The organism is Limnohabitans sp. Rim28, from assembly GCF_000293865.2.
Classification (GTDB): domain Bacteria; phylum Pseudomonadota; class Gammaproteobacteria; order Burkholderiales; family Burkholderiaceae_C; genus Limnohabitans_A.
Window position 1 is genome coordinate 12,304 of sequence record NZ_ALKN02000004.1, and the last position, 22,037, is coordinate 34,340.

Below are 22,037 nucleotides of genomic sequence, written 5' to 3' on the forward strand. Positions count from 1 at the left end.
TTAGCCAACGGTGATGGTGATGATTTTTTCTTCCGTCATTTCGTGCACAGCATAGCGCGGGCCTTCCCGTCCAAAGCCGCTGTCTTTGGTGCCCCCATAGGGCATCAAGTCGACACGCGAGCTGGAGGTTTCATTGATGTGCACGCCACCCACATCCAGTTTGTGGGCTGCCGCCAAGGCCTCCGACAGCCCATTGGTGAAGATCCCTGCGGCCAGGCCATAGGGTGTGGCATTGACACGCTCAATGGCTTGCTCGAGGGTGTCGAAGGGAACAATGCACACCACGGGCCCAAAAATTTCTTCGCAACTGACCCGCATGTCGTCACGCAGATCGGTCAGCAGCGTCGGCGGCACCACCGAGCCCTGTCGCTGGCCGCCAGACAGTCGGCGGGCACCTTTGGCCAAGGCCTCATCAATCCAGGACTCGATGCGGATGGCATTGTCCTCACTGATGACGGGCCCGACAAAAGTGTGGGGGTCATGGGGGTCCCCAAAGCTGAGCTCATTGACCATGCGGCTCAACTTGTCCTCGACTTCGGACAACAAGGACCGGTGCACCAGCAGCAGCTGAACAGATGTGCAGACCTGTCCTGCCTTGCGGTAACCCGCGTTCACGACTTTCGGCAGTGCATTGTTCAAGTTGGCGTCAGAACACAAAATGGTGCAGGCGATGGAGCCCAGTTCCATCTGCGTGCGCCGCAGGCCGGCAGCCTGCTGAATCTGGCGCCCCACCTCGGTGCTGCCGGTGAAGGCAAAAAAGCGCACACGCGGATCTGCCTGCAGCGCACGCACCACTTCACCACTGCCAGGCAACAGGCTCAAAAACCCCTTGGGCATGCCCGCCTGCAGGAGGATGTCGGCCAGTATGCAAGCCGTCATGGGTGTGAATGAAGAAGGCTTCAGGATCACGGCATTGCCCGCCGCAAAAGCGGGGCCCACCTTGTGCGTCACGGTGTTCAATGGCGAGTTGAACGGCGTGATGGCGGCCACAACACCCAGCGGCACACGCACCGTGAAACCCATTCGACCGGCAGCCGCAGGCGCCCCGGCCAGGGGGATGACTTCGCCTGCCAGCCGACGGGCTTCTTCGGCAGACAGCTTGAGGGTCTGAATGCAGCGACGCACCTCACCTTGGGCATCGCTTTGTGTGAATCCTGCTTCAATTTGCATGGCCTGCACAAACTGCGATGTGGCTTCCTCCATCAAGACAGCCGCCCGCTCCAATATGGCACCTCGCTCATAGGCCACAGGGGCGCCCGCGCGAAATGCCGCTTGTGCAGCATCCACGGCCTGTCGCACTTGATGGGCATCGGCGGTGGTCAACTCGGCGGCGGGGACCCGCTTGTACTTGTCAAGGACGGGGACGCGGGGACCGCTGCCTTCAACCCAGCGGCCGTCCATCAGCAAGCCATACGTTGGCAACTCGGCTGTAAAGAGCAAGCAATTGTTCTTGGGCATGATTAGCGTACCTCTTGTTCCTCGTCGGATGCGGGCGTGGTGATGACCAGAAAAACCAAGCCGTCCAGCCCGGTGTTGGTGAAGCTGTGGCGCACGCCGGGTGGGACATAGACGTAGTCATGGGGCCGCATCAGGTGCGACTCGTCATCCAGCGTCAAAACCCCCTCTCCCTCCAGCACGTAGTACACCTGCTCCTGGATGTGATGCTGATGCTCTTGCACATAGGCCATGGGGGCATAGCGCGAGATGCGAAAGTCAACTCGGCTGCTGCCCACCGTCTCTGGACCGGCCAGTTCCTTGGAAAGCGCACCGCCAAAATGGCCTGGATATTCCTTCCAGGGCATCTGCGCCATCTTCTGAACGATGGCCTTCAAAGGCTTGTCTGATTTCATGATTTATCCATTCTGATTTGCATGCATGTTTCAGGTCGTTTTTAAATGGTTTTACAACCACAGGATCTTTTTACGGTACTCGATGTCGGTCAACAGCGGCTCGGCCGGGCCTTCATGAAACACAGCCCCTCTCTCGAGTGCAAATACCCGATCTGCAAGGGCCAGCACAAGGTCCAGGTTGTGCTCAACGATGACGATGGAAACGTGCTGGCGCAGTTTGTCAAACGCGGTGAAGAGCTCCTGCACCACCGTGGGTGCCAGTCCTTCGAAGGGTTCATCCAGCAACAGCAAGCGCACATTGCCCGACAGCGCTCTGGCCACGGCCACCATTTGCTGCTCCCCGCCTGAAAGGAAGTCGGCGGCGACATCCATTCGCGCCTGCAGACGCGGGAAGAACTCCAAAATTTGCGCCTCTGACCAGACCACGCCCTGCTTGCCGTCGGTCGCTCGGGCCAATCGTCCAAGCGCCAGATTTTCCCGCACGGTCATTCCAGCAAAAAGACCTCGGCCTTGCGGTACATAACCAATGCCCAAGCGGGCGATCTCGGGCGCACCCAGCCCGGCAATATCGCGACCGTTGAACACCACTCGACCGCTGGCCGGCGGCACCAGGCCGATCAGGCTTTTCAACAAAGTCGATTTGCCTGCACCGTTCCTGCCGAGCAGGGCGACGATTTCGTTCTCATGCACTTGCAGACTGGCGCTGTTGAGGATGTGGCTCTTGCCGTAATACGCATTGACCTGATCAAAGTCCAGGACGAGGGCGCGCGCAGCCTGATTCTGTGCGCCGCGTCCGCTGACGGGCGGTGTGCCCGTGCCGGTGTAAATTTCCTGAACGCGGGCATCTGTGCGCACTTGATCGGGTGAGCCACTCATCAGGACCTCGCCCTGGTTCATCACCGTGACCTTGTGCGACAGGGCCAATACACGGTCAATATCGTGTTCGACAATGAGCACGGGTATGTTGCTGGCGATGGTGCTGACAAGCCGGGAAATGCGCTCCCGCTCGGCTGCCGCCAAACCCGCCAGGGGCTCATCCATCAGCAAGACTTGGGGTTTGGATCCCAAGGCAATGCCCAGATCCACCAGCCGTTGCCCGCCGTAGGAGAGGTCCGCGCCGGTGACCTTTTCCATGCCTTGCAGGCCCAGGAACTTCATCAGCTCGTGGGTCTCCGCGTGAATCTCCGGGAATTCATCGATGTCGCGCCAAAAATTGAAGCGCGATGGATGGCGGCCCTGCACCGAAAGACGCAGGTTTTCGTAAATCGTCAAGCCCTTGAACAGGTTGGTGATTTGAAAAGACCTTGTCAGCCCTTGCTGGCATATGTCATAGGGCGTTAACTGGTGAATCGCCCGGCCATGCAATTGAACCGTGCCCGAATCGGCCACAAACATGCCCGAGATCAGATTGAACGTCGTGGTCTTTCCCGCCCCATTGGGTCCGATCAATGCATGAATTTGCCCCGCCTGGACATCCATGCTGTTGTCTCGAACCGCCTGAATTCCGCCAAAACTTTTGGAAATCGCCTTGACCTCGAGGACCGTCCCTTCAACACGGGTGGGGCGCAGAAATTCGGGCAGCGGCAAGCCCTCGTAAATCTTGCGCTGGCTCATCGCAGCGCCTTCTTCCGGTGGCGGGTTGAAGCGCTGCTGCAACTTGGCCCATATGCCGGTCAGGCCGCTGGGCGAGAAGATAATGAAGCCAACGAAAATCAGGCCGAAGTACAACAACCAGTTGTTGGTGTACATGGAAAACAGTTCGCGAAACAGCAAGAAGAAAAGTGCACCCAGGGCAGGGCCTAAAAAGTTATGCATGCCGCCGATCACGACCATGGCCAAAAGCTCACCGGAGAACGCCACGGTGGTCGATTCGGCTGCGGCCAATCGGTGAAGAAACACCACCAGTGCGCCAGCCAAGCCGGTGATGGTTGCCGACAGCACAAAGGCCAGCAACTTGTACCGGTCGATGTCGTAGCCCTGGAAAGTCGCGCGTTGCTGGTTCTCGCGGATGGCCACCAACACATGGCCGAAAGGCGAGCGCACAATGCGCAGCAGAAAACATAAAACCGCAAAACCAATCACTGCGGTCAAGATGTAGTAATTCAAATGGCTGTTCAGATCGATGGGGCCGAGCGAACCTCGCTCGATGCCGCCCAATCCACCTTCGCCGCCAGTCAGGCTGGTCCAGCGAAATGAGATGGCAAATGTCAACGCACACAAAGCCAGTGTGAGCAGCGAAAAATACACCCCGCGTCGACGCAAGATGAGGTAGCCCACCAACAATGCCAGCGTGGCAGTGAACAGCAAGGAAAACGCAAAGGGCAGCACGATCTGGTCCTTGAACCAATGCAGCTGCGCCAATGCTGCAGCGTAGCCGCCGATGCCAAACCAGGCGCTGTGGCCGAAAGAAACCAAGCCGGTATAACCCACCAGCAAATTCAAACCCATCGCTGCAATCGCCAAAATAACAACCACGGTTGCCACATCCAGGGTCAAGCCAATCCCCTGCATGCAAAACGGCAGAAGCACGAGAGAAATCGCACCAATCCAGAGTGGTCGATGGTGGGGGTTCAAGATTTTTGTCATGGTGATGGGTGATTCACTCAAAGCGTTCGATCCGTTCGCCCAGCAAACCACGCGGCCGCAGCATGAGAACAAGGAACATCAAGATGTACATGGAAGCTTCGCTGGCGGCGGGCGCGAAATGGGTCGTGACGCCCCTGACCACACCGACGAGAAATGCAGCCAGCACCACACCCCAAAAACTGCCCAGGCCACCAATGACCACCACCACAAAAGCCACCGTCATGATTTCTGTGCCCATCGCCGGGTGAACGATGGCAATGGGACCGAACAAAACGCCACCCAGCGCGGCACTGGCCACCCCCAGCACCACGACGGTCATCATGTACGGCTGCAGGCGGATACCGAGCACCGCCACCATGTCGGGCTTTTGAATTCCGGCACGCACCACACGGCCAAAGGACGTCTTGTGAAGCAACAGCCAAATGCCCGCCATCACGCAGATCACCACAGCGAGAATGAAGAGTCGGTACTTGGAAAACATGAACTCGCCAAGCATCAAGTTGCCTTTGAATTGTGGCGGCATGCTGGACGGCAGGGGGGCCGATCCCCAAATCATGCGCAGCGCCTGTTCGGCAACCATGGCCAGCCCAAAAGTGACCAGCAAACTCAAAATGGGATCGGCTGTGTAAAAACGCCTCAACAGGAAGCGCTCAAAGGCAATGCCGATCAAGCCGACCAACACAGGCGTGATGAACAAGCTGGCACCAAATCCTGCGTGCTTGATGACCTCCAAGGACAGGTAAGCACCCAGCGCATAAAAGGCACCGTGCGCCAAATTGACGATGCCGCCCACACTGAAGATCAGCGACAAACCCATCGCCAGAAGCAAGTAATAGCCTCCCAGCACAAGGCCATTCACGACCTGCTCGAGCAAATAAACAATTTCCATGGGATCCGTTCAGCAGCCTTGGGGCTGGCGCTGCCTGCAAGCAGCGCCAGCCTGGTCAGGCAAAAGCCCAGTTACATCTTGCAGAGGTTTTCGGATCGGGGTGGCGCCAATTTTTCGAGCGGCTCGTTTGCGCCCGGAACCGCTTCACCAAACAGCAAAAAGTCTTGCTTGTGCTTGGCCTGTCCTTTGGGTTTGACCGTGAAAGGATAGGCCTCTTGCATTAACTGGTGGTCCCAGCTGCGGAAATACCCCTTGCGCAATTTGAGGATGTCAAACTGGGCCTCCGACTCGAAGTACTTGATGATTCTTTCGGTGTCGACCGATTTGGTTTCGCGTATGGCTTGGGCCAGCATCATCATCGACACGTATTCAATCCAGGCGTGGTTTTCGGGGATGCGGTTGTATTTCTTGGTGAATTTCTGGACAAAAGCCTGGGTACCCGGCGTCTTGATTTCGTGGTGCCAAACCGTGGGCCAGATGCCGCCCAGGTTGTCCTCGCCAGCCGCCCATGCATCTGCGGTGTTGAGGTTGAAGCCTGCGACCGGAAACTTCATGCCAAATTCCGAGTACTGCTTGACGAAATTGGTGACCTGATTGCCGCCCAGGTTGGTGGCGATCAAGTCGGGCCTGGCTTGGCGAATCTTGATGAGTTGCGCGCTGAAGTCGGTCAAATCGGTCGGCACCACCTCCTCACCAATCACGGTGCCATTGTTGCGGGCAAAAAACGCTTTCGCCGCCTTGGACAGGTCATGGCCAAAGACATAGTCCGATGTCAGGGTGTAGATTCTTTTCCCTTTGACGTAACCTTCTCGGGCCAATGCTTCCCCGGCGGCGTTGACCATCACGGTCACCGGGATGTCAACGTGAAAGGTGTAACGGTTGCAATCTTTGCCCCGCAAGGTGTCGGATCTGGCACCAATGCTCATGAACATGGTTTTGTTGCGCGCCGCAACCTGGGCGATGGTCAAAGCGGAGGCGGAGGAAATCTCGCCCATCAAAAACTCCACCTTGTCGCGTTCGATCATGCGCTGCGCTTTGGACGCTGCCGTCTGTGGATTGACCGAGTCCTCACTGATCAGATCGACCTGACGACCCAGCAGGCCGCCTGCGGCATTGATCTCCTCAACCGCCATCTTGATGCCCTGCACGGCGTATTCGCCCAGTGCGCCCAAGAAACCTGTCATGGGCGTCAGGTGGCCGACGCGTATCGGTCCGGTTTGCGCCATGGCAAGCATGGGATGGGTCAGGGCTGCACCTCCCGCCAAGATCGTGCCTGTCTTGAGTAATTTACGGCGCTGTACATCTGGGCTGTGTACTGACTTGAGCGATTGCTTTTCATCCATGCTTGTCTCCTCAAAGGGGTATTGATAAAAACTGCTTCTAGATCATAGGAAGCAGCACACCCCTTGGAAAATACTGTTTTCCGAGATGGGATATACATTATTCTTATACCGAGGCATTCTGAAAAACTTATAGGAACATCCCATGGACTTGCGACAGCTCAAATATTTTGTCCAAATTGTGGAAAGCGGGAGTCTGGCAAAAGCGTCGCGCCAACTCTATGTGGCCCAGCCCGCACTCAGCCAACACATCGCCAAACTCGAGGCCGAGGTTGGCAAGTCCTTGTTGATTCGCACAGCCAAAGGGGTGACGCCCACTGAAAACGGGACCGCCTTGCATCACCATGCGCGCTTCATCCTGCGGCAACTGGACCAGGCCTTGTCCGTGGCACGACAGGAGCCGGGCACCGTGCACGGCATGGTGTCTGTGGGGCTGGCGGCAACCACCGTCTGTGCTGTTGGCGCACCGTTCATGCGCCGTATACGGGAGCGCTTTCCAGGCATCGTGCTGAACGTGGTGGAAGGCATGAGTGGGCACTTGGCGCAAATGATGCGCACAGGCCAGCTCGATCTGGCCATTCTGTTCAGCAGGGACGCGGTGCCCGACTTGCCTGCAGAGCCGATCGTCGAAGAGGAGTTGTTCGTGATGCTGCCGGAAGACAGCGATCTGGTGCCACCGCGACGCGTCAAACTCAGCTGCGCTGACACAGCCGATTTGCCGCTGATACTGCCCACAAGCATCCACGGACTGCGCCGAAGAATTGCCAGCGAGTTCGAGCAACGCAACTTGTCCATTCACGTGGTGGCCGAGGTCGACTCCTTGTCATTGCTGATGACCTGCGTGCGCGATGGCATGGGTGCCACCATCAAGCCCATGTCGGCAGCCCTGGTGGATGGACGCATCCGCGAAGGTTGGCGCACCTTGGCTTTTTCGGATGCCAACATGCGCAGAGCGAATTTCATCTACTCGGTCGACGCAGAGCAGCTGTCGCCAGCTGCAGCCGCCGTTCGCGCCGAACTGCGGGAGACCATCAAGCAATTGGTGCTGCAAGGCGAATGGCAAGGCGTGAACCTTCTTCAGGCCGCCTGAAGTGACTGTTGAGGTGGGCAGGTCAACCCTCCGCCTGTTGCTGAACCGCCATTCCATCGCGTCGCTGTGATGTGCGGCTTCTCACTGCTGCAGCGATGACCCGGGCCGATTTGCGCGCTCGCGTGGTGGTGAACCTGAACCGTTGAGGTGCTCCGACACGGTCCCTCCGTGTTCGCAAGTTCGCGCTCAGGTCACCCGACCCAAGGCGCGCAGTACTTTCTCTGGCGTGATCGGTTGCGACCAAAGCTGCGCCTTGAAGGGCGCCAGCGCATCGTTGATCGCATTCATGACCGCTGCAGGTGCACCCGCAGTGCCTGCCTCGCCTGCGCCTTTGGCCCCAAGCTGGCTGCTGCGTGTGGGTGTCTGCACGTGCGCCACCTCGATGTCGGGCATTTCACCGCTCATGGGCACCAGGTAGTCGGCCATGTTGGCGTTGCGCATGAGCCCTTCTTCGTCGTACAGGCACTCTTCAAACAGCGCGCCGCCGATGCCCTGCACAATGGCCCCGCGAATTTGCTCGTCCACGAGTTTGGGGTTGAGCACGCGGCCGCAATCCTCGACCGCCCAGTGTTTGAGCAGCTTCACAAAACCGGTGTCCGGGTCCACTTCCACATAAGAGGCCTGCACACCATTGGTGAAGATGAAAGGGTAGTCGCGCTGGGCATAGTGGCGCGTCACCATCAGCTCCGGCGTGAAGTCATTGGGTAAAAGATCGGAGCGGAAATAGGCAATGCGGCCAAGTTCGGCAAAGTCCAGCACCGACTCCAACGTCTGGGCGTCCACCACATGGCCACGGCGCACGGTCAATTCGGCCTCGCTGCGCTTGAGGATGACAGCCGCCAACTTGAGGATGTTGGCGCGCAGTGCTTGGGAGGCCAGCAAAACCGCCTCACCGCCCACACCCGCACCGCGCGAGGCCCAAGTGCCGCCGCCATAGGGCGTCACATCGGTGTCGCTCATGATGAGTCGGACTTTTTCAAGATCAACGCCGACCCCATCCGCCGAAATCTGTCGGTAAATGCCGTCATTGCCCTGGCCCTGTTCGCCCACGCTCACGCTCACGCTGATGGCACCCGAGGGATCCAGACGGATCGTGCAGCCGTCTTGAGAAGCAATGCGCGCACCACCCACCCCATAAAAGGCCGCACTCGGGTTGGTCAGCTCAATCAGCGTGGCAAAGCCAATGCCACGGTAAATGCCTTGTTCACGCAACTGGGCAATCTCTGCCTTGAGACGTGGGTAATCCATCATCTTCTCGATCTTGCTCAGGCAGGCCTCATGCGACAAGACTTCGAGTTTGATACCGCTGGCCCCTGTGGCGGGATAGGCATCGTCGGGAATCACGTTCTTCTTGCGAAACTCCAGCGGGTCCATGCCGATGGCCCGCGCTGCTTGGTCGACCAATCCTTCGGTCACGGCACAGGCAATAGGGTGGCCCACCCCGCGGTACTGGCACGTTGGCGTTTTGTTTTGAAACACCACATCCAAGTGCGCCCGGTAGTTGGCATGCTTGTAAGGGCCGCCCACCAAATTGACCACCTGGTTGCCTTCGATCGCGCTGGTGCGCGGGAACATGGAATACGGACCAATGCCCGTCAGGTCGTACATCTCGAAAGCCAGGATCTCTCCGCGCTTGCTGGCGGCAATGCGGGCAGTGACGCGGTGGTGACGGGCATGAATGTCGCTGGTAAAACTCTCGATGCGATCGGCCACAAATTTGACCGGGCGTCGGCACATCATCGACAAAGCCACCGTGGCAAAGTCATCCGGATAAGCGTGCACCTTGATGCCAAACGAGCCCCCCACGTCCTTGCAAATCACCCGCACTGCGTGCTCTGGCAGGTCAAACTGCCTGGCGTACAGGTCCTGCATCATGTGCGGTGCTTGGAAGGAGTGGTACACCGTCAGCTTTTGATCGGCAACGTTCCAATCGGCAATCTGGCAACGGGGCTCCAAAGTGACGCCGGTGTGTCGTCCGAATTCAAAGGTGGTCTCGACCACCGCGTCGGCATTGGCAAAAGCCTCGTCAACCTGGCCCACATTCAGCTTGCGGGTAAAGCACAGGTTGTCACCCAGCTCCGGATGGATGAGGGGTGTGGCCGGGTCGAGTGCGGTTTCCATGTCCACCACCGCTGGCAATTGTTCGATCTCGACATGGATGAGCTGCAGCGCATCCTCAGCCTGCTCGCGCGTCTCTGCAACGATGGCCACCACCGGCTCACCCTGCCAGCAGGCACGGTCCAAGGCCAAGGGGTACTGCGGTGCCGATTTCATGCCCGCGAGATGACCCAGAACCGCCACCCACGGCTTGCATATTTTGGCCAGGTCATGGCCATCAGCGACCAGAATCACCCCAGGCATGCTGCGCGCGGCAGCGGCATCAATGCGGATGATCTTGCAATGCGCGACAGGGCTGCGCCAGTAGACGACATGGGCCATGCGGGGCATTTCAATGTCGTCAATATAGGTGCCCTGGCCTTGCACCAATTTGCGGGCACTGGGGCGTTCAACACTTTGACCAATGTAGCGGGGGTCCTCGGTCAAAGCGTGCAAAGGCTTTTCTGCTTGGCTGACCTTGGAGGGATCCTGCACTTCGGACCCAGCGTGTCCCAACATGTTCTGTGTGGCGGTGTTCATGCGCTCACCTTTTTGGATGGATGGCTGGAGGCGTTCTTGGCGCGCTCGGCCAGGGTTTCGCAAATGGCATCGACAATGGCGTGGTAGCCGGTGCAGCGGCAATAGTTGCCACTCATCCACTCACGCACTTCTTCCCGGGTCGCATCGGGCTTGGCCTCCAACAGCTCCTTGGCTGCCATCACCATACCCGGCGTGCAAAACCCACACTGCAAGGCGTTGTTCCTGACGAATGCCTCTTGCAGGTCACGCACATCACCATCGGCACTGAGGCCTTCGATCGTACGGACCTTGCCACCTTCGGCTTGAACGGCCAGCGTCAGGCAACCGCGCACGATGCGCCCATTCACCTCGACGGTGCATGCGCCACAAACACCGTGCTCGCAACCCAGATGTGAGCCTTTGAGGCCCAATTCGTTTCGGATGAAGTCCACCAAATGCTGGCGTGGTGCCACGCTGCGCACTTGCGCTTGACCGTTGACTTCAACGTGAAGTGTTTGAAGAGATGCCATGGGTTTCTCGCGTAATAGTTCAGACAGCAATCGCGCTGCGGCTGGCATGTGCAGCCGATAGCAAACGGCGCGCCAGTACGGTGGCCAAATGCCGCTTGGTTTCGGGGCTGTGGGTCAGGTCTGGGAGGGGGTCGAGCTCGGCCTTGAGTGAGGCCACCGCAATCTCCACCGTTGCAGCGTCCAGCGTCTTGCCCGCAAGCAAGGCTTCGGTTCGGCTTGCACGCCAAGGGATCGCACCAATGCCCAGAAAAGCCAGATTCACATGCTGGGCCACCGTGCCCTGGAAGCGGGCAGCCACAGCCAAACCTGCCACCGCGTAATCGCCATGGCGCCGTGCCAATTCATCGAAAGCAAACCAGTCGGCCTGGCCAGCCATTGGCACATCGGCCCCCACAACGACTTCATCCGGCGCGAGTGCGGTCGTGTACAAGTCCACGAAAAAATCGGTGGCCGAAATCTGACGACGTCCACTGGGGCTTTGCAGGTGAATCTGGCCATCCATGGCGCAAAGGCAACACGGCCATTCCGCCGCAGGGTCCCCATAGGCAATCGATCCGCCCCAAGTGCCTGCGTTGCGAATCGCCCGATGGGCGATGTGAGGGGCGGCCATCGCCAGCATCGGGGCATGCTGGCTGACCAAGGGGCTGTTTTCAATGTCGGTGTGCGTGGTCAGCGCGCCAATGTAGAGGCGATCGCCCTCCTGGCGAATGCCCCGCAGCTCATTCAGTCCGGTGATGTCAATCACCAGTTGCGGTTCAGACAAACGCATGTTCAGCGTGGCCAGCAGGGTCTGTCCGCCCGCCAAAATTCGGGCGTCATCCCCGTGGGTTTGGAGCAACTCGAAGAGCTCGGCCATCGCGGCGGGCTTGACGTAATCAAATGCAGCTGATTTCACGGTAGGTCTTCCAATTTTTTGTGTTTGATACTGGCCAAACAAGGCCCTGCCTCAGAGCTGGGCGCCGAGCCACACGCCAACGGCTGTGGCCAATACCCCCAAGGCAAACCATTTCACGCGCAACCATTCCATGTCGTCTGGTGATTTGCTGGTGGGCGGCTGGGCAACCGTCGCACCGGTCACTGTCAAATCTGCGCTACGGGCATGGGCGGCCACTGGACTCACTGGGGCCGCTTCAGGCGTGTGAGGCGCTGTCGTCAGCTGGTCGGCATCCGGTTGGGCCGGCGCAAGGTGCAACTGGAAGGCATTGAAAAACTGATCGGCCATCTGCTTGGCAGCGCCATCAATCATGCGCCCCCCCACCAAACCCAGCTTGCCCGCCACCGAGGCCTGAACCGTGTAGTGCAAACGTGTGTTCTCGCCTTCATCGCTGAGTTGGACCTGCGAGCGACCACGGGCCATACCGGCTGCGCCGCCAGACCCTTCGAAAGTCATGGCGCAACTTTCAGCTTCGATCACGTCGCTCATCACAATTCGACCACTGAACTTGGCACGAACCGGCCCGACCTTGACCATCATGCGGGCGGTCTTTTCAAGGGGCCCGACCTGCTCCACAGCCTCGCAGCCGGGAATGCACGCCGTCAGGACCGCTGAATCATTCAGTGCCATCCAAACACGTGCCCGAGCCGCATTAATTACAACGTCACCTGTCAATTCCATGGGGTCATCTTTGGGGTTTTCACGGGGTTGCTTTGTTTACCATGCGTTCAATAATCCTATTCCAAATTGACCATACGGTAAATAGCATGCCCATACAGACAAACCCTGATCGGGCGCTTGACCCCGCTGCTGGGTTGGCGTGCGAGCCTCCGCGAATGCGGCGGCGGCTGTGTGTTGCCGAGCGTGAACGGCAAATTTTGGACGGCGCCATTGGCTTTTTTGCGCAGAACGGATTCGGCGCCCAGCTGCGTGATTTGGGCCGCAGCATCGGTGTCACACATGCCCTTCTTTACCATTACTTTCCCACCAAACAAGCCTTGATCGACCGGGTTTACCTGGAGGTCTTCGAAGGGCGCTGGAACCCCGATTGGGAAACCTTGCTGGATGACCCTGAGAAATCGCCCGAAGAAAAACTCACCGGCTTTTACGACGATTACATCAACTCAGCGTTGAACCGCGAGTTCACCCGCATCTTGGTGTTCTCGGGCCTTTCCGATCACGACATCACCGACCGGTTCTTTTCACTGCTTCGCCAGCGACTGTTCCCGCGCCTGATCCGCGAAACCAGACGCTTTCGCGGCGTGAGCAGCCGCGCCAAAGCCAGCGAACGCGAGTTGGAGCTGCTGATGGGATTGCACGGCGGCTTTTTTTACATCGCAATGCGGCGCTGGATTTACGGCCAAGGTGTGGCCAACGATCAAGCCCCCGAACGTTTCAGCCATTCATTGGTCCATGACCGCGTGCTGGGCTATCTGATCGCCAGTCAGACCTTGTTCGGTCAACCCACCATTTCGGCAGCGTCAAAGACCCCTGGCGGTCCAAGAAAACGGAAGCCATGAACATTTTTCACCCCGCTGCAGCCTTGCGGCTGCGGCAATCACAGCGCGGCAATGGACTGCCGCTATTCAACCAAAAGGAGAACGCATGAAACTCAACAAGTTGGCCCTTTCCGGGTTGATCGCGCTCGGTTGCGCAACTGCTGCCAGCAATGCAGTCGCCCAACAGCGCATCAACGTCAACATCGGTGCTAGCCATCCGACCACCAACATCTGGGCCTACGCCATGAAAGAGGTGTTCCAGCCCGAAGTAGACCGGCTGCTCAAAGAAGGCGGGGGTAAGTTTGAAGTGCGCTGGCGCGAAAATTACGGCGGAACGCTTTACAAGTTTTCTGAAACACGCGCGGCCGTCAAGGACGGCATTGTGGACGTGGGCATGGTCGGTACCGTCTGGGAAAACTCTGCCATGCCTTTGCAGAACGTCACCTACTTCACACCGTTCGCCACCACCAACCACGAGTTGCTGATCAGCATTTTCGACAAGCTCAACGACACGCACCCAGCACTCAAGGCCAGCTGGACTGCGCAGAACATGGTGCCTCTGTCGTCGCTCATCACCGACACCTACGACATTTACGCCAACTTCCCCGTGACCAACATGGCCGCGCTGCAAAACAAGAAAATCCATGCACCAGGCACCTCGGCCAACTGGATGCGCGACACCGGCGCCACCCCCGTTGAAGGCGCCTTGACCACTTACTACACCAACATTCAGACGGGTGTGACCCAAGGCGCCCTGAGTTTTGCCAGCGGCATCGGTCCAGCCCGTGTCTACGAAGTGGCCAAGTATTTGACACGCGTGGATGTGGGCGCGATGTACTTCGGCAGCGTTGCCGCCAACAAAAGCTTCTTTGACAAATTGCCCAAGGAAGTTCAGGAAGCCTTCGTCAAGGCGGGCAAGTCCGCATCGGTTGCCCACGGCAAGCATGTCACCACCTCTGCTGTGAAAGCCATGGAAACCATGCGCGCCGCCGGCCTTCAGGTCAGCGACCTTCCAGCCGCTGAGCGTGCCAAGTGGATCAACGGCCTGCCCGACATCGTCACCCCCTGGTTGCAGACCACGGGCGATGCGGGCAAGTCCGTGCTTCGCGCCTACTTTGACGAATTGCGCGCTCGCGGTGTGAAGCCCCTGCGTGACTGGGACAAAGCGGCCCGCTGACCCCCACCATTTGACCGCGTTGATGGCTGCAGGGCCCCCTCCAATGGAGGGCCCTGCAGCCCATTTGCTCATCCACACGAGGAGCCCATCTTGCATGCCGACCCCCAAACAGAAACACCTGCTGCACAGCGGCACCCCTTGGAATTTCCAGCCAATGTCCTGGCATCTGTTGGCACGGTCTGGATTTTCCTGATCATGGCGCTGGTGGTCGCCGATGTGATTGGTCGTGATTTTTTAGATCGCCCCATCACCGGGGTGGCTGAGTTCTCGTCGCGCTCGGTCGGCGCCATTGTTTTCCTTCAACTGGCTGCGGCCGTTTGCAGCAACCGGATGACGCGCAGCGACTTTTTGCTCAACTTCATCGGCAAGCGCTCGGCCAAAGGTGTCGTGGCGCTCAATGTCTTCAATGCCCTGGTGGGTGCTGGCTTGTTTGCGGCCTTGGCCTGGATTGGTTGGTCGGAATTTAGCAACTCCTGGACCAGCAACGAGTTCTATGGCGTACAGGGCGTGTACAGCGTCCCGGCCTGGCCCTTCCGTGGCTTGCTCGTGGCCGGTTCTGCCGTCGGCGCCCTGTGCTACTTGATGAGCATCCCTGGCCTCTTGAAACAACCAGGGTCCACAGGGCCAGCTGATGATCCACTGGGAGGTGGCGTATGAGCGATTTAGGCATGGGCGGTTTGCTCATTGGTGTGCTGGTCATTCTGGTGCTGCTTGGCATACACATTGGCGTGGCTTTGCTGGCAGTTGGTTTTGCTGGTGTCTGGCTGGTTCGAGACAACCTCGACATGGCCATCAAATTGTTTTACATGTCGGCCTACAACGGCGTGGCCGACTATGTGTTTGCGACCATTCCGTTGTTTGTGCTGATGGGGCTGCTGGTGAGCATTTCCAACGTCGGCAAGGACACGTTCACGGTCGCAGAAGTCTTGCTTCGCAAGCTCCAAGGCGGCCTCGGTGTGGCCACGGTGGCCGCCAACACGGTGTTCGCAGCGGTCACCGGGGTTTCCATCGCGTCGGCTGCGGTGTTCACCCGGGTGGCCGTGCCCGAAATGGTCAAACACGGTTACCGCACCACCTTTGCCACCGGCACCGTGGCTGGCAGCTCGGTGTTGGGGATGATGATCCCGCCCAGCTTGCTGATGATCATTTACGGCGTGTTGGCCGAGCAGTCCATTGGCAAATTGTTTGTGGCTGGCGTCATTCCGGGCTTCTTGCTGGCCATCGTTTTCGCCGTGATGATCATGATGATGGCGCGGTTCACGCCAGGTCGGGTCTTTGATCCTCAACAGCAATCTCAGTTGCTGCGGGGACGTCAGATCGAAGTGACCCTGACCGGGCTGCAAATGTTCAGCAAGCTGGTGCCCATTGCTGCGCTGGTGGCCTTGGTGTTGGGGGGGCTGTACGGTGGCTTTTTCACACCCACCGAAGCGGGTGGTGTGGGCGCCTTTGGCGCCCTGGTCATTGCCTTGATGCGACGATCTTTGGGAAAAGGCAAACTCTGGCAGGTTTTGCACGAAACCGGCAGCGTGTCGTGCACCATCCTCATCTTGCTGGTGGCGGCCAGTTTTTACAGCCGCATGCTGAGTGTGGCGGGTGTCCCTGTCGCCATCAGCGATCTGGTGCGTGACGCGGGTCTTGGACCGTATGGCTTTCTGACCTTGTACATCGGGATCGTGCTGCTGCTGGGGATGATATTGGACTCCAGCTCCATCTTGTTGATCATGACGCCGGTGGCAGCGCCCATTGCCGCCAGCTTTGGTTTTGACCTGATCCATTTCGGCGTGATCACCGTGCTGGCTGTCGAAATGGGCCTGCTGACACCGCCCTTCGGCATCTCGGTGTTCACGGTCAAATCGACCTTGAACGACCCCAAGATCTCCGTGGAAAGCATCTTTGCCGGTTGCATGCCATTTCTCGGGGCGATGTTGGCGGTACTGGTTTTGGTCTGCGCCTTCCCCGTGTTATCCCTGGCGCTGATTTAAAGACGGCATCTGCTTGACGATCACCCGGTCAAAATTGCCAGGCGGAGAAAACCTGGCGGATCGGGTGCATGGGCGGGTGGTGGTGAAGCTCAACGCTCACTTGCCGAGCAAGTGCGTCACTTTCTGCCACGCCAGCAGCAACCAGCCAGAGCGTTCCACTTCGGCCTGCGCCACCAGCAGGGTTTCACCCACCGGCTTGCCGTTCGCTGTGGCGACCACTTTGCCGATCACGGCGCCTTTGGCGATGGGTGCTTCCAGGCCCGGCTTGAGCTCGAACTGGGTCTGCACGGATTGGCCGCGCGGCATGGTCAGCATCCACGGCGCGCCCAGCACAGCGGCCACCGCATCGGTCTTGCCAAAGCTGACCTTGGCGTTGGCGACCACCGCACTGGGCTGAATGGGCGTGACTTTTTCAAACTGGCTGTAGCCCCAATTGAGCAGCTCACGCGTCAGGTCTGCACGCGCTTGGGCGCTGTGGGTGTTGAGGATGACCGAGATCAGGCGCATCTCGTTGCGCTTGGCGGATGTCACCAGACAATAGCCGGCCTCTGAGGTGTGGCCGGTTTTCAGGCCGTCCACGCTGGGGTCGGTGTAAAGCAAGGCATTGCGGTTGCCTTGCTTGATGCCGTTGTACTTGAACTCGCGCTCGGCGTAGATGGGGTAGAACTCCGCGCCGTCGCGGATGATGGCACGCGCCAGGATGGCCAGATCTTTCGCAGACGATTTGTGTGCCGGATCGGGCAAGCCGGTGGGGTTGACGAAGTTCGTCTGGGTCATGCCCAGGCGTTGGGCTTCGGCGTTCATCAACTTGGCAAAGCCCGCTTCGGAGCCCGCCATGTGCTCGGCAATCGCCTTGGACGCGTCGTTGCCCGACTGCACGATGATGCCGCGCAAGATGTCCATCACGGTGGCCTGGCTGTTCAGTGGCAAATACATGCACGACTCGGCGCTGGTGCCTCGGCACCAAGCGTTTTCGCTCACGGTGACCAAGTCAGTGGGCTTGAGTTTGCCGGTGCGCAAGGCCTGCTCAACGATGTAGCTGGTCATCATTTTGGTGAGCGAAGCGGGCGGCAAGGCTTCGTCGACGTTGGCCCCAGCCAGCACTTGGCCAGAGTCGTAATCCATCAGCAACCAAGCTTTGGCAGGCAGGGCGGGCGCGTTGCCGGCCAACGCGACTTCGGCCGCCAAAGGGGGTAAAGCGTTGGCGGCGAGCGTCGCTTTTTTGCTGGGAACAGCTTTTTTGCCGGAAACAGCCTTCTTGGCGGCAGGGGCCTTGCTCGCCGTGTTTTTGCCTGCGGCTTGTTTGGCCGCAAATGTGGATGCGCTGGGCAGCAGAACGCCAGCAGCGACGACGAGGAGGACGGAAAGGAGGGAGGAGGTCTTGATGTGCATGGTGTTAATAGGTTGAGCGCTGATTGTCGCTGGACCATGGATGGAGCTGCTGGAGGTGCTGCCCGCAAAGTCGCCACGCTGCCTAGGCTCGTCAAATCCACCGAAATGACCGCGCTGATCAAGGGCAGCACCGCCCCGGTCAACTTCAAGCCCTTTGAGTCTGCCTACCAAGCCCTGACCGACAAGCTGCGCCCACACGTGTTCAGTTTGGGATTTTTACGTTGATGTTGCAAACAACTTTGCTTCACGGGTGCTGATAGGCATCTCATGAAATGATTTAATTCAATGTACAATTAAATATGCTGACCGTGATCGAAACACCCATTTTTCAGTCGATGGTGGAAGCCATTTGGACGCCATCAGAGCGCGAAGATTTCGCGGTTTTCATCAGTGAGCATCCGTTAGCGGGAGATGTGATCCCACAAACCGGAGGGCTGCGAAAGCTGCGTTGGTCTCGCCAAGGCATGGGCAAACGCGGCGGTGCGAGGGTGATTTACTACACACGACTGCCCAAAGGTGACATCGTGCTGGTCGCGGTTTATGTCAAAGCCAAGTTCGACAACATACCCGCTCAAGTTTTGAATACATGGAAGGAAGCCTACGATGAGCAAGCCTAAACCGGTTGAAATGGACGCCGAAACCGCAGCATTTGCAGAAAGTGTGCGTTTGAGCCTGATGCAGGCCAAACAAGGCCAAGCCGCACGCACGTATACGCCTGAGGAACTTCAAACCATCAAAGCCAAACGGGGTCGGCCCACAGGCAGCAAGCAGGCCACCGTGAAAGTACCCACCACGCTGAGACTGGATGAGGCAGCCCTGGCGCGCTGGCGGGCATCTGGCAAAGGCTGGCAATCAAGGGCCGCCCTTGTGCTGGCGCAACACGCGCCGGGTTGAAATCTGTGTCGACAATTTCTAAGCGCCCAACTGTGCGCATACCCAGCATGCAAGAGGACAAGGCCAACCATCACGCTCACTGCAAACAGGCTTAGTCTTGAGCCACCACCTGCCGCGCATCCTCTGACAGCAGCTCCACCAAGTCGCGCGCAAAGTTGGGCAGTTCGTCCAGATTGCGCATGCAAATTTGCATGGACCGCAAGGCCCAGGCGTCGGACAAGGGGACCAGGCAGATGGCCATGCTGCGGGCGTGGCGGCGGGCGGCCGATTCGGGCAGCACGCCCACGCCGACACCGGCTTCGATCATGCGGCAGGCCGACTCGAAGCTGCTGACCTGGATGCGCACCTTGAGTGGCTTGTTGAGTTGCTCACATTCGCGGTTCAAAAACCCGTGCAAGGCGCTGGCTTCGTGCAGGCCCACATGGTCAAACTCCAGCGCATCGGTGAGTTGCAAGCTGGGCAAGTCGGCCACAGGGTGACCCTCAGGCACCACAAGCACCAGACTGTCTGAGCGGTAAGGCAGGGTCTGCAGGTTTTCAGTGCGCACCGATCCGGCCACGATGCCGATGTCGGTCTTGCCATCGATCACGGCGCGCACAATTTCGTTCGACAGCTTTTCTTGCAGGTCAATGTTCACATCGGGGTGCGTGGCCAAGTAGCGCTTGAGCACCTCGGGCAAAAACTCGCCCAGCGCCGTGGTGTTGGCGTACACGCGCAGGTGGCCTTTGATGCCGCTGGCGTATTCCTGCAAGTCACCGCGCAGGTGTTCGATCTGCCCCAGCACCAACCGCGCGCGGTGCACAAAGGCCTGGCCCGGCGGCGTGAGTGTGACGCCCTGGCTGTGGCGGTTGAGCAGTTTGGCGCCGATGCTTTCTTCGAGGTTTTTGATGCGCGTGCTGGCCGCAGGTAGCGAGATGTGCGAGGCCTCAGCCCCTTTGGTGAGGCTGTTGGCCTCCGCCACCCGCACCATGAGGCGCAAATCCACCAGATCGAAATGAACAGACATGGTGGGATTGTGCCAGCGGGGTGGGCCCCCTCGGGGGTCAGCGCTCGTGCAGTTGCAGCAGCTTGCGCGCCAGCAGCAGCACCGGCGGGTCGACCATCTTGCCGTCCACACTGAACGCGCCGCCGCCTGCCGCCACTTCGGCGGCCAACACGCGACGGGCCCAGTCGCACTCAGCCTCGGTCGGGGCCAAAGCCTGATGCACGCCGTCCACTTGGGCAGGATGGATACACAGCTTGGCCCCCATGCCAAAGCGCCGGCTGCGCTGGGCGTCTCGGGCCAACACCTCGGCGTTGGTGGTGGCCGTGGTCACACCGTCCACCGGGCTGGGCAGGCCGGCGCGGCGCGAGGCCACGACCAGTGCCAAGCGCACCGGCGCCAACTCGGCTTCGTCGGGGCCGCAACTCAAGCCCAGATCGGCTTGCAAGTCGATGTGGCCCAAAACCAAGCGCAAGACACCCGGGCTGCGGGCCATGCAATCCATCTGGCCCAAGCCTTCGGCGCTCTCAATCAAGGGCAATACAGGCAGGCCGCTGGTCTGGACCGCATGCGCGATTTGCTCAGGGCTTTCGGCCTTGGGCAACATGACCGCGCCCAAACCGCTCAGGCTGGCCACAGCGGACAAGTCGGCCTGATGCCAGGGCGTGCCAAACGGGTTCACACGCACCAGCAGGCGGGCGCACTGGGCGAGTTCAAAGTCAGGCCAAGCCGCCATCAAGGCAGCGCGCGCTGCAAGTTTGGCGTCCAGCGGTACGGCGTCTTCAAGGTCGATGATGACGGCATCGGCACCGCTGGCCAAGGCCTTGGCAAAGCGCTCGGGGCGGTGGCCCGGCACAAACAAAAAACTGCGCGCCAACGCCAGGGGCGATGACAAGGCGGACTGGCTCATGACAAGAGGGCGCCCACTTTGGGCCAACTGGCCACATGCCAAAGCGCGTCCACGCTGCGGCGCATGGCTTCGGGTGTGGCGCCACCGCTGAAGGCGGCCAAGCGCAGGACTTTGTCGGTGATTTCCTGACGCGAAAGGGTGTTGCCCGGATCGCCCTTGGGCTCGTCCACGCGGCCGTGCAGCACGCGGCCATCGGTGGTGGTCACGGTCACTTTACCGATCCAGCGCTTGGGGTATGCGCCGTCCACTTCAGCGTCGAGCACCATGCTGACTTTGTCGCGCAGGGCCTGTGTCGGCGGGCTCAAAAAGTCGCGGTCGAATTCGGTCAGGCCCGCGTGGCCGTGTTGCGCCACCAGCGCCAGCACGGTGCCCATCGAGAACTTGCTCTGGTGCACCGTGACCGGCTGCACCACGGGGCCAAGGACGTCGATGGCACCCTGGTGTACGTGGGTGACGACCTTCGCGAGGTCATCGCGCTGAAGGCCGTGGGTCTGCATCACGTGCAGCAGCGCATCGGCCGCTGGGTGCGTGTGGCGGCAGCTGGCGTGGTACTTGAACGAGGTCTCGGCCGTGGCCCAGCGCGTGCCCAGGCCGTCCACCAAGCGGCTCGGGTCGGCGTCGCTCGACATGCCTGCAGCCATGCCTTGTGGGCCTTCCAAAATATCAGCCGCGCCTGTGAACCCATCTTGGGCCAGATAAGCCGACATCAAACCCGCCGCCGCGGCGTGCGCGGTGTGCAACTGCTTGCTGTCGGCAGCCGTGCGCAAGAATTCCCACAAACCTGCCGACTGCGTGCCCGCCGAACCGAACGCGTGCTGCATTTGCTGCGCGTTCAAGCCCAGCAAATGGCCCACAGCAGCAGCAGCGGCCAAGGTGCCTGCGGTGCCCGTGGTGTGGAACACGCGGTAATGCGAGCGCCCCAAAAATTCACCCACACGGATGCCGACTTCGTAACCCACCACCGATGCGGCCAACAGCTGTTGGCCACTGGCGCCCAAGGCCTGTGCCACGGCCACAGCGGGCGGAAACACCACCGTGGCCGGGTGGAACACCGAGCCGTTGTGCACGTCGTCTTGCTCGGCCACATGCGAGGCGGCCGCATTGGCCATCGCCGCCAGATAGGGGCTGGTGCGCGCGCGGTTGATGATCACTTCGCTGGGGCCTTCGGCAGCGCCCATGGCCTGTGCAAAACGGGTGATGGTCTCGACAGGCCGGGTGCCATGCCCGGCCACAGCCGAGCCAAACCAGTCGACCAACAGGTCTTCGATCTTGCGGACCACCGGCTCGGGAATGTCCTCAAACCGGAGGTTGGCGGCAAAATCCGCGAGTTGGGCGGTGTGGGATGACGTGCTGTGTGTCATGGCGG

Annotated in this window: 21 protein-coding genes; 8 read left to right on the top strand and 13 right to left on the bottom strand. The window is 59.6% G+C overall.

Annotated features, from left to right (window positions below):
- The 5 genes from B472_RS05790 to B472_RS05810 form a co-directional block, all read right to left on the bottom strand.
- Complete coding sequence (locus B472_RS05790) at nucleotides 1-1,458, bottom strand: aldehyde dehydrogenase family protein (protein ID WP_116798600.1); 1,458 nt, start codon at nucleotides 1,456-1,458, stop codon at nucleotides 1-3.
- A 2-nt stretch (nucleotides 1,459-1,460) separates the two neighbouring features.
- The gene (locus B472_RS05795; RefSeq protein ID WP_019426070.1) at nucleotides 1,461-1,850 is read right to left on the bottom strand and encodes a cupin domain-containing protein; all 390 of its coding nucleotides are present in this window, start codon (nucleotides 1,848-1,850) and stop codon (nucleotides 1,461-1,463) included.
- A 51-nt stretch (nucleotides 1,851-1,901) separates the two neighbouring features.
- Entirely contained in the window at nucleotides 1,902-4,436 is a 2,535-nt protein-coding gene (locus B472_RS05800) for a branched-chain amino acid ABC transporter ATP-binding protein/permease (protein WP_026039374.1), read from the bottom strand.
- A 13-nt stretch (nucleotides 4,437-4,449) separates the two neighbouring features.
- The gene (locus tag B472_RS05805; RefSeq protein WP_019426072.1) at nucleotides 4,450-5,325 is read right to left on the bottom strand and encodes a branched-chain amino acid ABC transporter permease; all 876 of its coding nucleotides are present in this window, start codon (nucleotides 5,323-5,325) and stop codon (nucleotides 4,450-4,452) included.
- 71 nt (nucleotides 5,326-5,396) lie between these two features.
- Nucleotides 5,397-6,668: an ABC transporter substrate-binding protein gene (locus B472_RS05810; protein WP_019426073.1), complete on the bottom strand. Its 1,272-nt coding sequence runs from the start codon at nucleotides 6,666-6,668 to the stop codon at nucleotides 5,397-5,399.
- Between the two features lie 142 nt (nucleotides 6,669-6,810).
- Here B472_RS05810 and B472_RS05815 point away from each other — a divergent pair, with 142 nt between their 5' ends.
- Nucleotides 6,811-7,755, top strand: coding sequence for a LysR substrate-binding domain-containing protein (locus B472_RS05815; protein WP_019426074.1), 945 nt, complete (start codon nucleotides 6,811-6,813; stop codon nucleotides 7,753-7,755).
- Between the two features lie 186 nt (nucleotides 7,756-7,941).
- Here the strand turns inward: B472_RS05815 and B472_RS05820 are convergent, their stop codons facing one another.
- The 4 genes from B472_RS05820 to B472_RS05835 are packed head-to-tail and all read right to left on the bottom strand — an operon-like array spanning nucleotide 7,942 to nucleotide 12,516.
- Nucleotides 7,942-10,392 (bottom strand): xanthine dehydrogenase family protein molybdopterin-binding subunit, encoded by a 2,451-nt coding sequence (locus B472_RS05820; RefSeq protein WP_019426075.1) that lies wholly within the window; start codon nucleotides 10,390-10,392, stop codon nucleotides 7,942-7,944.
- Nucleotides 10,389-10,901, bottom strand: a complete 513-nt coding sequence (locus tag B472_RS05825; RefSeq protein WP_019426076.1) for a (2Fe-2S)-binding protein — start codon at nucleotides 10,899-10,901, stop codon at nucleotides 10,389-10,391. The genes B472_RS05820 and B472_RS05825 overlap by 4 nt, the downstream gene beginning before the upstream one ends.
- 19 nt (nucleotides 10,902-10,920) lie before the next feature.
- Nucleotides 10,921-11,796: a xanthine dehydrogenase family protein subunit M gene (locus B472_RS05830; protein WP_019426077.1), complete on the bottom strand. Its 876-nt coding sequence runs from the start codon at nucleotides 11,794-11,796 to the stop codon at nucleotides 10,921-10,923.
- 51 nt (nucleotides 11,797-11,847) lie between these two features.
- Complete coding sequence (locus tag B472_RS05835) at nucleotides 11,848-12,516, bottom strand: carbon monoxide dehydrogenase subunit G (protein ID WP_026039376.1); 669 nt, start codon at nucleotides 12,514-12,516, stop codon at nucleotides 11,848-11,850.
- Between the two features lie 86 nt (nucleotides 12,517-12,602).
- Here B472_RS05835 and B472_RS05840 point away from each other — a divergent pair, with 86 nt between their 5' ends.
- From B472_RS05840 to B472_RS05855, 4 genes are all read left to right on the top strand, one after another.
- A complete protein-coding gene (locus B472_RS05840; RefSeq protein WP_081504928.1) occupies nucleotides 12,603-13,355 on the top strand; it encodes a TetR/AcrR family transcriptional regulator in 753 nt (250 codons plus the stop codon).
- A gap of 85 nt (nucleotides 13,356-13,440) precedes the next feature.
- Nucleotides 13,441-14,511 (top strand): C4-dicarboxylate TRAP transporter substrate-binding protein, encoded by a 1,071-nt coding sequence (locus B472_RS05845; protein WP_019426080.1) that lies wholly within the window; start codon nucleotides 13,441-13,443, stop codon nucleotides 14,509-14,511.
- Nucleotides 14,512-14,601: 90 nt separating this feature from the next.
- Complete coding sequence (locus B472_RS05850) at nucleotides 14,602-15,168, top strand: TRAP transporter small permease subunit (RefSeq protein WP_019426081.1); 567 nt, start codon at nucleotides 14,602-14,604, stop codon at nucleotides 15,166-15,168.
- Nucleotides 15,165-16,493, top strand: coding sequence for a TRAP transporter large permease (locus B472_RS05855; protein ID WP_026039377.1), 1,329 nt, complete (start codon nucleotides 15,165-15,167; stop codon nucleotides 16,491-16,493). The genes B472_RS05850 and B472_RS05855 overlap by 4 nt, the downstream gene beginning before the upstream one ends.
- 96 nt (nucleotides 16,494-16,589) lie before the next feature.
- Here B472_RS05855 and B472_RS05860 read toward each other — a convergent pair whose 3' ends face one another.
- Nucleotides 16,590-17,885 carry a D-alanyl-D-alanine carboxypeptidase family protein gene (locus tag B472_RS05860; protein ID WP_019426083.1) on the bottom strand — a complete coding sequence of 432 codons (1,296 nt, stop codon included), beginning with the start codon at nucleotides 17,883-17,885 and terminating at the stop codon, nucleotides 16,590-16,592.
- A 36-nt stretch (nucleotides 17,886-17,921) separates the two neighbouring features.
- On the opposite strand from B472_RS05860, the gene B472_RS05865 reads away from it, so the two are divergent.
- The 3 genes from B472_RS05865 to B472_RS05875 all read left to right on the top strand — a co-directional run bounded on the left by B472_RS05865 (nucleotide 17,922) and on the right by B472_RS05875 (nucleotide 18,779).
- Nucleotides 17,922-18,110: a hypothetical protein gene (locus B472_RS05865; protein WP_019426084.1), complete on the top strand. Its 189-nt coding sequence runs from the start codon at nucleotides 17,922-17,924 to the stop codon at nucleotides 18,108-18,110.
- A 74-nt stretch (nucleotides 18,111-18,184) separates the two neighbouring features.
- Nucleotides 18,185-18,502: a hypothetical protein gene (locus tag B472_RS05870; RefSeq protein ID WP_019426085.1), complete on the top strand. Its 318-nt coding sequence runs from the start codon at nucleotides 18,185-18,187 to the stop codon at nucleotides 18,500-18,502.
- Nucleotides 18,489-18,779: a BrnA antitoxin family protein gene (locus B472_RS05875; protein WP_019426086.1), complete on the top strand. Its 291-nt coding sequence runs from the start codon at nucleotides 18,489-18,491 to the stop codon at nucleotides 18,777-18,779. Before B472_RS05870 ends, B472_RS05875 begins: the two co-directional genes overlap by 14 nt.
- 91 nt (nucleotides 18,780-18,870) lie before the next feature.
- Here the strand turns inward: B472_RS05875 and B472_RS05880 are convergent, their stop codons facing one another.
- From B472_RS05880 to B472_RS05890, 3 genes are read right to left on the bottom strand one after another with little or no spacing between them, the layout of a single operon-like run.
- On the bottom strand, nucleotides 18,871-19,785 hold the full coding sequence (locus tag B472_RS05880) for a LysR substrate-binding domain-containing protein (protein WP_019426087.1): 915 nt from the start codon (nucleotides 19,783-19,785) through the stop codon (nucleotides 18,871-18,873).
- A 37-nt stretch (nucleotides 19,786-19,822) separates the two neighbouring features.
- Entirely contained in the window at nucleotides 19,823-20,671 is an 849-nt protein-coding gene (locus B472_RS05885; protein WP_019426088.1) for a CoA ester lyase, read from the bottom strand.
- Complete coding sequence (locus tag B472_RS05890) at nucleotides 20,668-22,032, bottom strand: MmgE/PrpD family protein (protein WP_019426089.1); 1,365 nt, start codon at nucleotides 22,030-22,032, stop codon at nucleotides 20,668-20,670. Before B472_RS05890 ends, B472_RS05885 begins: the two co-directional genes overlap by 4 nt.
- Between the last annotated feature and the right edge of the window lie 5 nt (nucleotides 22,033-22,037).

What these genes read in the sequence shown, in the direction of transcription:
- B472_RS05790 (WP_116798600.1), bottom strand. Translation starts at nt 1,458, where the DNA reads ATGCCCAAGAACAATTGCTTGCTCTTTACAGCCGAGTTGCCAACGTAT.
- B472_RS05795 (WP_019426070.1), bottom strand. Translation starts at nt 1,850, where the DNA reads ATGAAATCAGACAAGCCTTTGAAGGCCATCGTTCAGAAGATGGCGCAG.
- B472_RS05800 (WP_026039374.1), bottom strand. Translation starts at nt 4,436, where the DNA reads ATGACAAAAATCTTGAACCCCCACCATCGACCACTCTGGATTGGTGCG.
- B472_RS05805 (WP_019426072.1), bottom strand. Translation starts at nt 5,325, where the DNA reads ATGGAAATTGTTTATTTGCTCGAGCAGGTCGTGAATGGCCTTGTGCTG.
- B472_RS05810 (WP_019426073.1), bottom strand. Translation starts at nt 6,668, where the DNA reads ATGGATGAAAAGCAATCGCTCAAGTCAGTACACAGCCCAGATGTACAG.
- B472_RS05815 (WP_019426074.1), top strand. Translation starts at nt 6,811, where the DNA reads ATGGACTTGCGACAGCTCAAATATTTTGTCCAAATTGTGGAAAGCGGG.
- B472_RS05820 (WP_019426075.1), bottom strand. Translation starts at nt 10,392, where the DNA reads ATGAACACCGCCACACAGAACATGTTGGGACACGCTGGGTCCGAAGTG.
- B472_RS05825 (WP_019426076.1), bottom strand. Translation starts at nt 10,901, where the DNA reads ATGGCATCTCTTCAAACACTTCACGTTGAAGTCAACGGTCAAGCGCAA.
- B472_RS05835 (WP_026039376.1), bottom strand. Translation starts at nt 12,516, where the DNA reads ATGGAATTGACAGGTGACGTTGTAATTAATGCGGCTCGGGCACGTGTT.
- B472_RS05840 (WP_081504928.1), top strand. Translation starts at nt 12,603, where the DNA reads ATGCCCATACAGACAAACCCTGATCGGGCGCTTGACCCCGCTGCTGGG.
- B472_RS05845 (WP_019426080.1), top strand. Translation starts at nt 13,441, where the DNA reads ATGAAACTCAACAAGTTGGCCCTTTCCGGGTTGATCGCGCTCGGTTGC.
- B472_RS05855 (WP_026039377.1), top strand. Translation starts at nt 15,165, where the DNA reads ATGAGCGATTTAGGCATGGGCGGTTTGCTCATTGGTGTGCTGGTCATT.
- B472_RS05860 (WP_019426083.1), bottom strand. Translation starts at nt 17,885, where the DNA reads ATGCACATCAAGACCTCCTCCCTCCTTTCCGTCCTCCTCGTCGTCGCT.
- B472_RS05865 (WP_019426084.1), top strand. Translation starts at nt 17,922, where the DNA reads ATGGATGGAGCTGCTGGAGGTGCTGCCCGCAAAGTCGCCACGCTGCCT.
- B472_RS05870 (WP_019426085.1), top strand. Translation starts at nt 18,185, where the DNA reads ATGCTGACCGTGATCGAAACACCCATTTTTCAGTCGATGGTGGAAGCC.
- B472_RS05875 (WP_019426086.1), top strand. Translation starts at nt 18,489, where the DNA reads ATGAGCAAGCCTAAACCGGTTGAAATGGACGCCGAAACCGCAGCATTT.
- B472_RS05880 (WP_019426087.1), bottom strand. Translation starts at nt 19,785, where the DNA reads ATGTCTGTTCATTTCGATCTGGTGGATTTGCGCCTCATGGTGCGGGTG.
- B472_RS05885 (WP_019426088.1), bottom strand. Translation starts at nt 20,671, where the DNA reads ATGAGCCAGTCCGCCTTGTCATCGCCCCTGGCGTTGGCGCGCAGTTTT.
- B472_RS05890 (WP_019426089.1), bottom strand. Translation starts at nt 22,032, where the DNA reads ATGACACACAGCACGTCATCCCACACCGCCCAACTCGCGGATTTTGCC.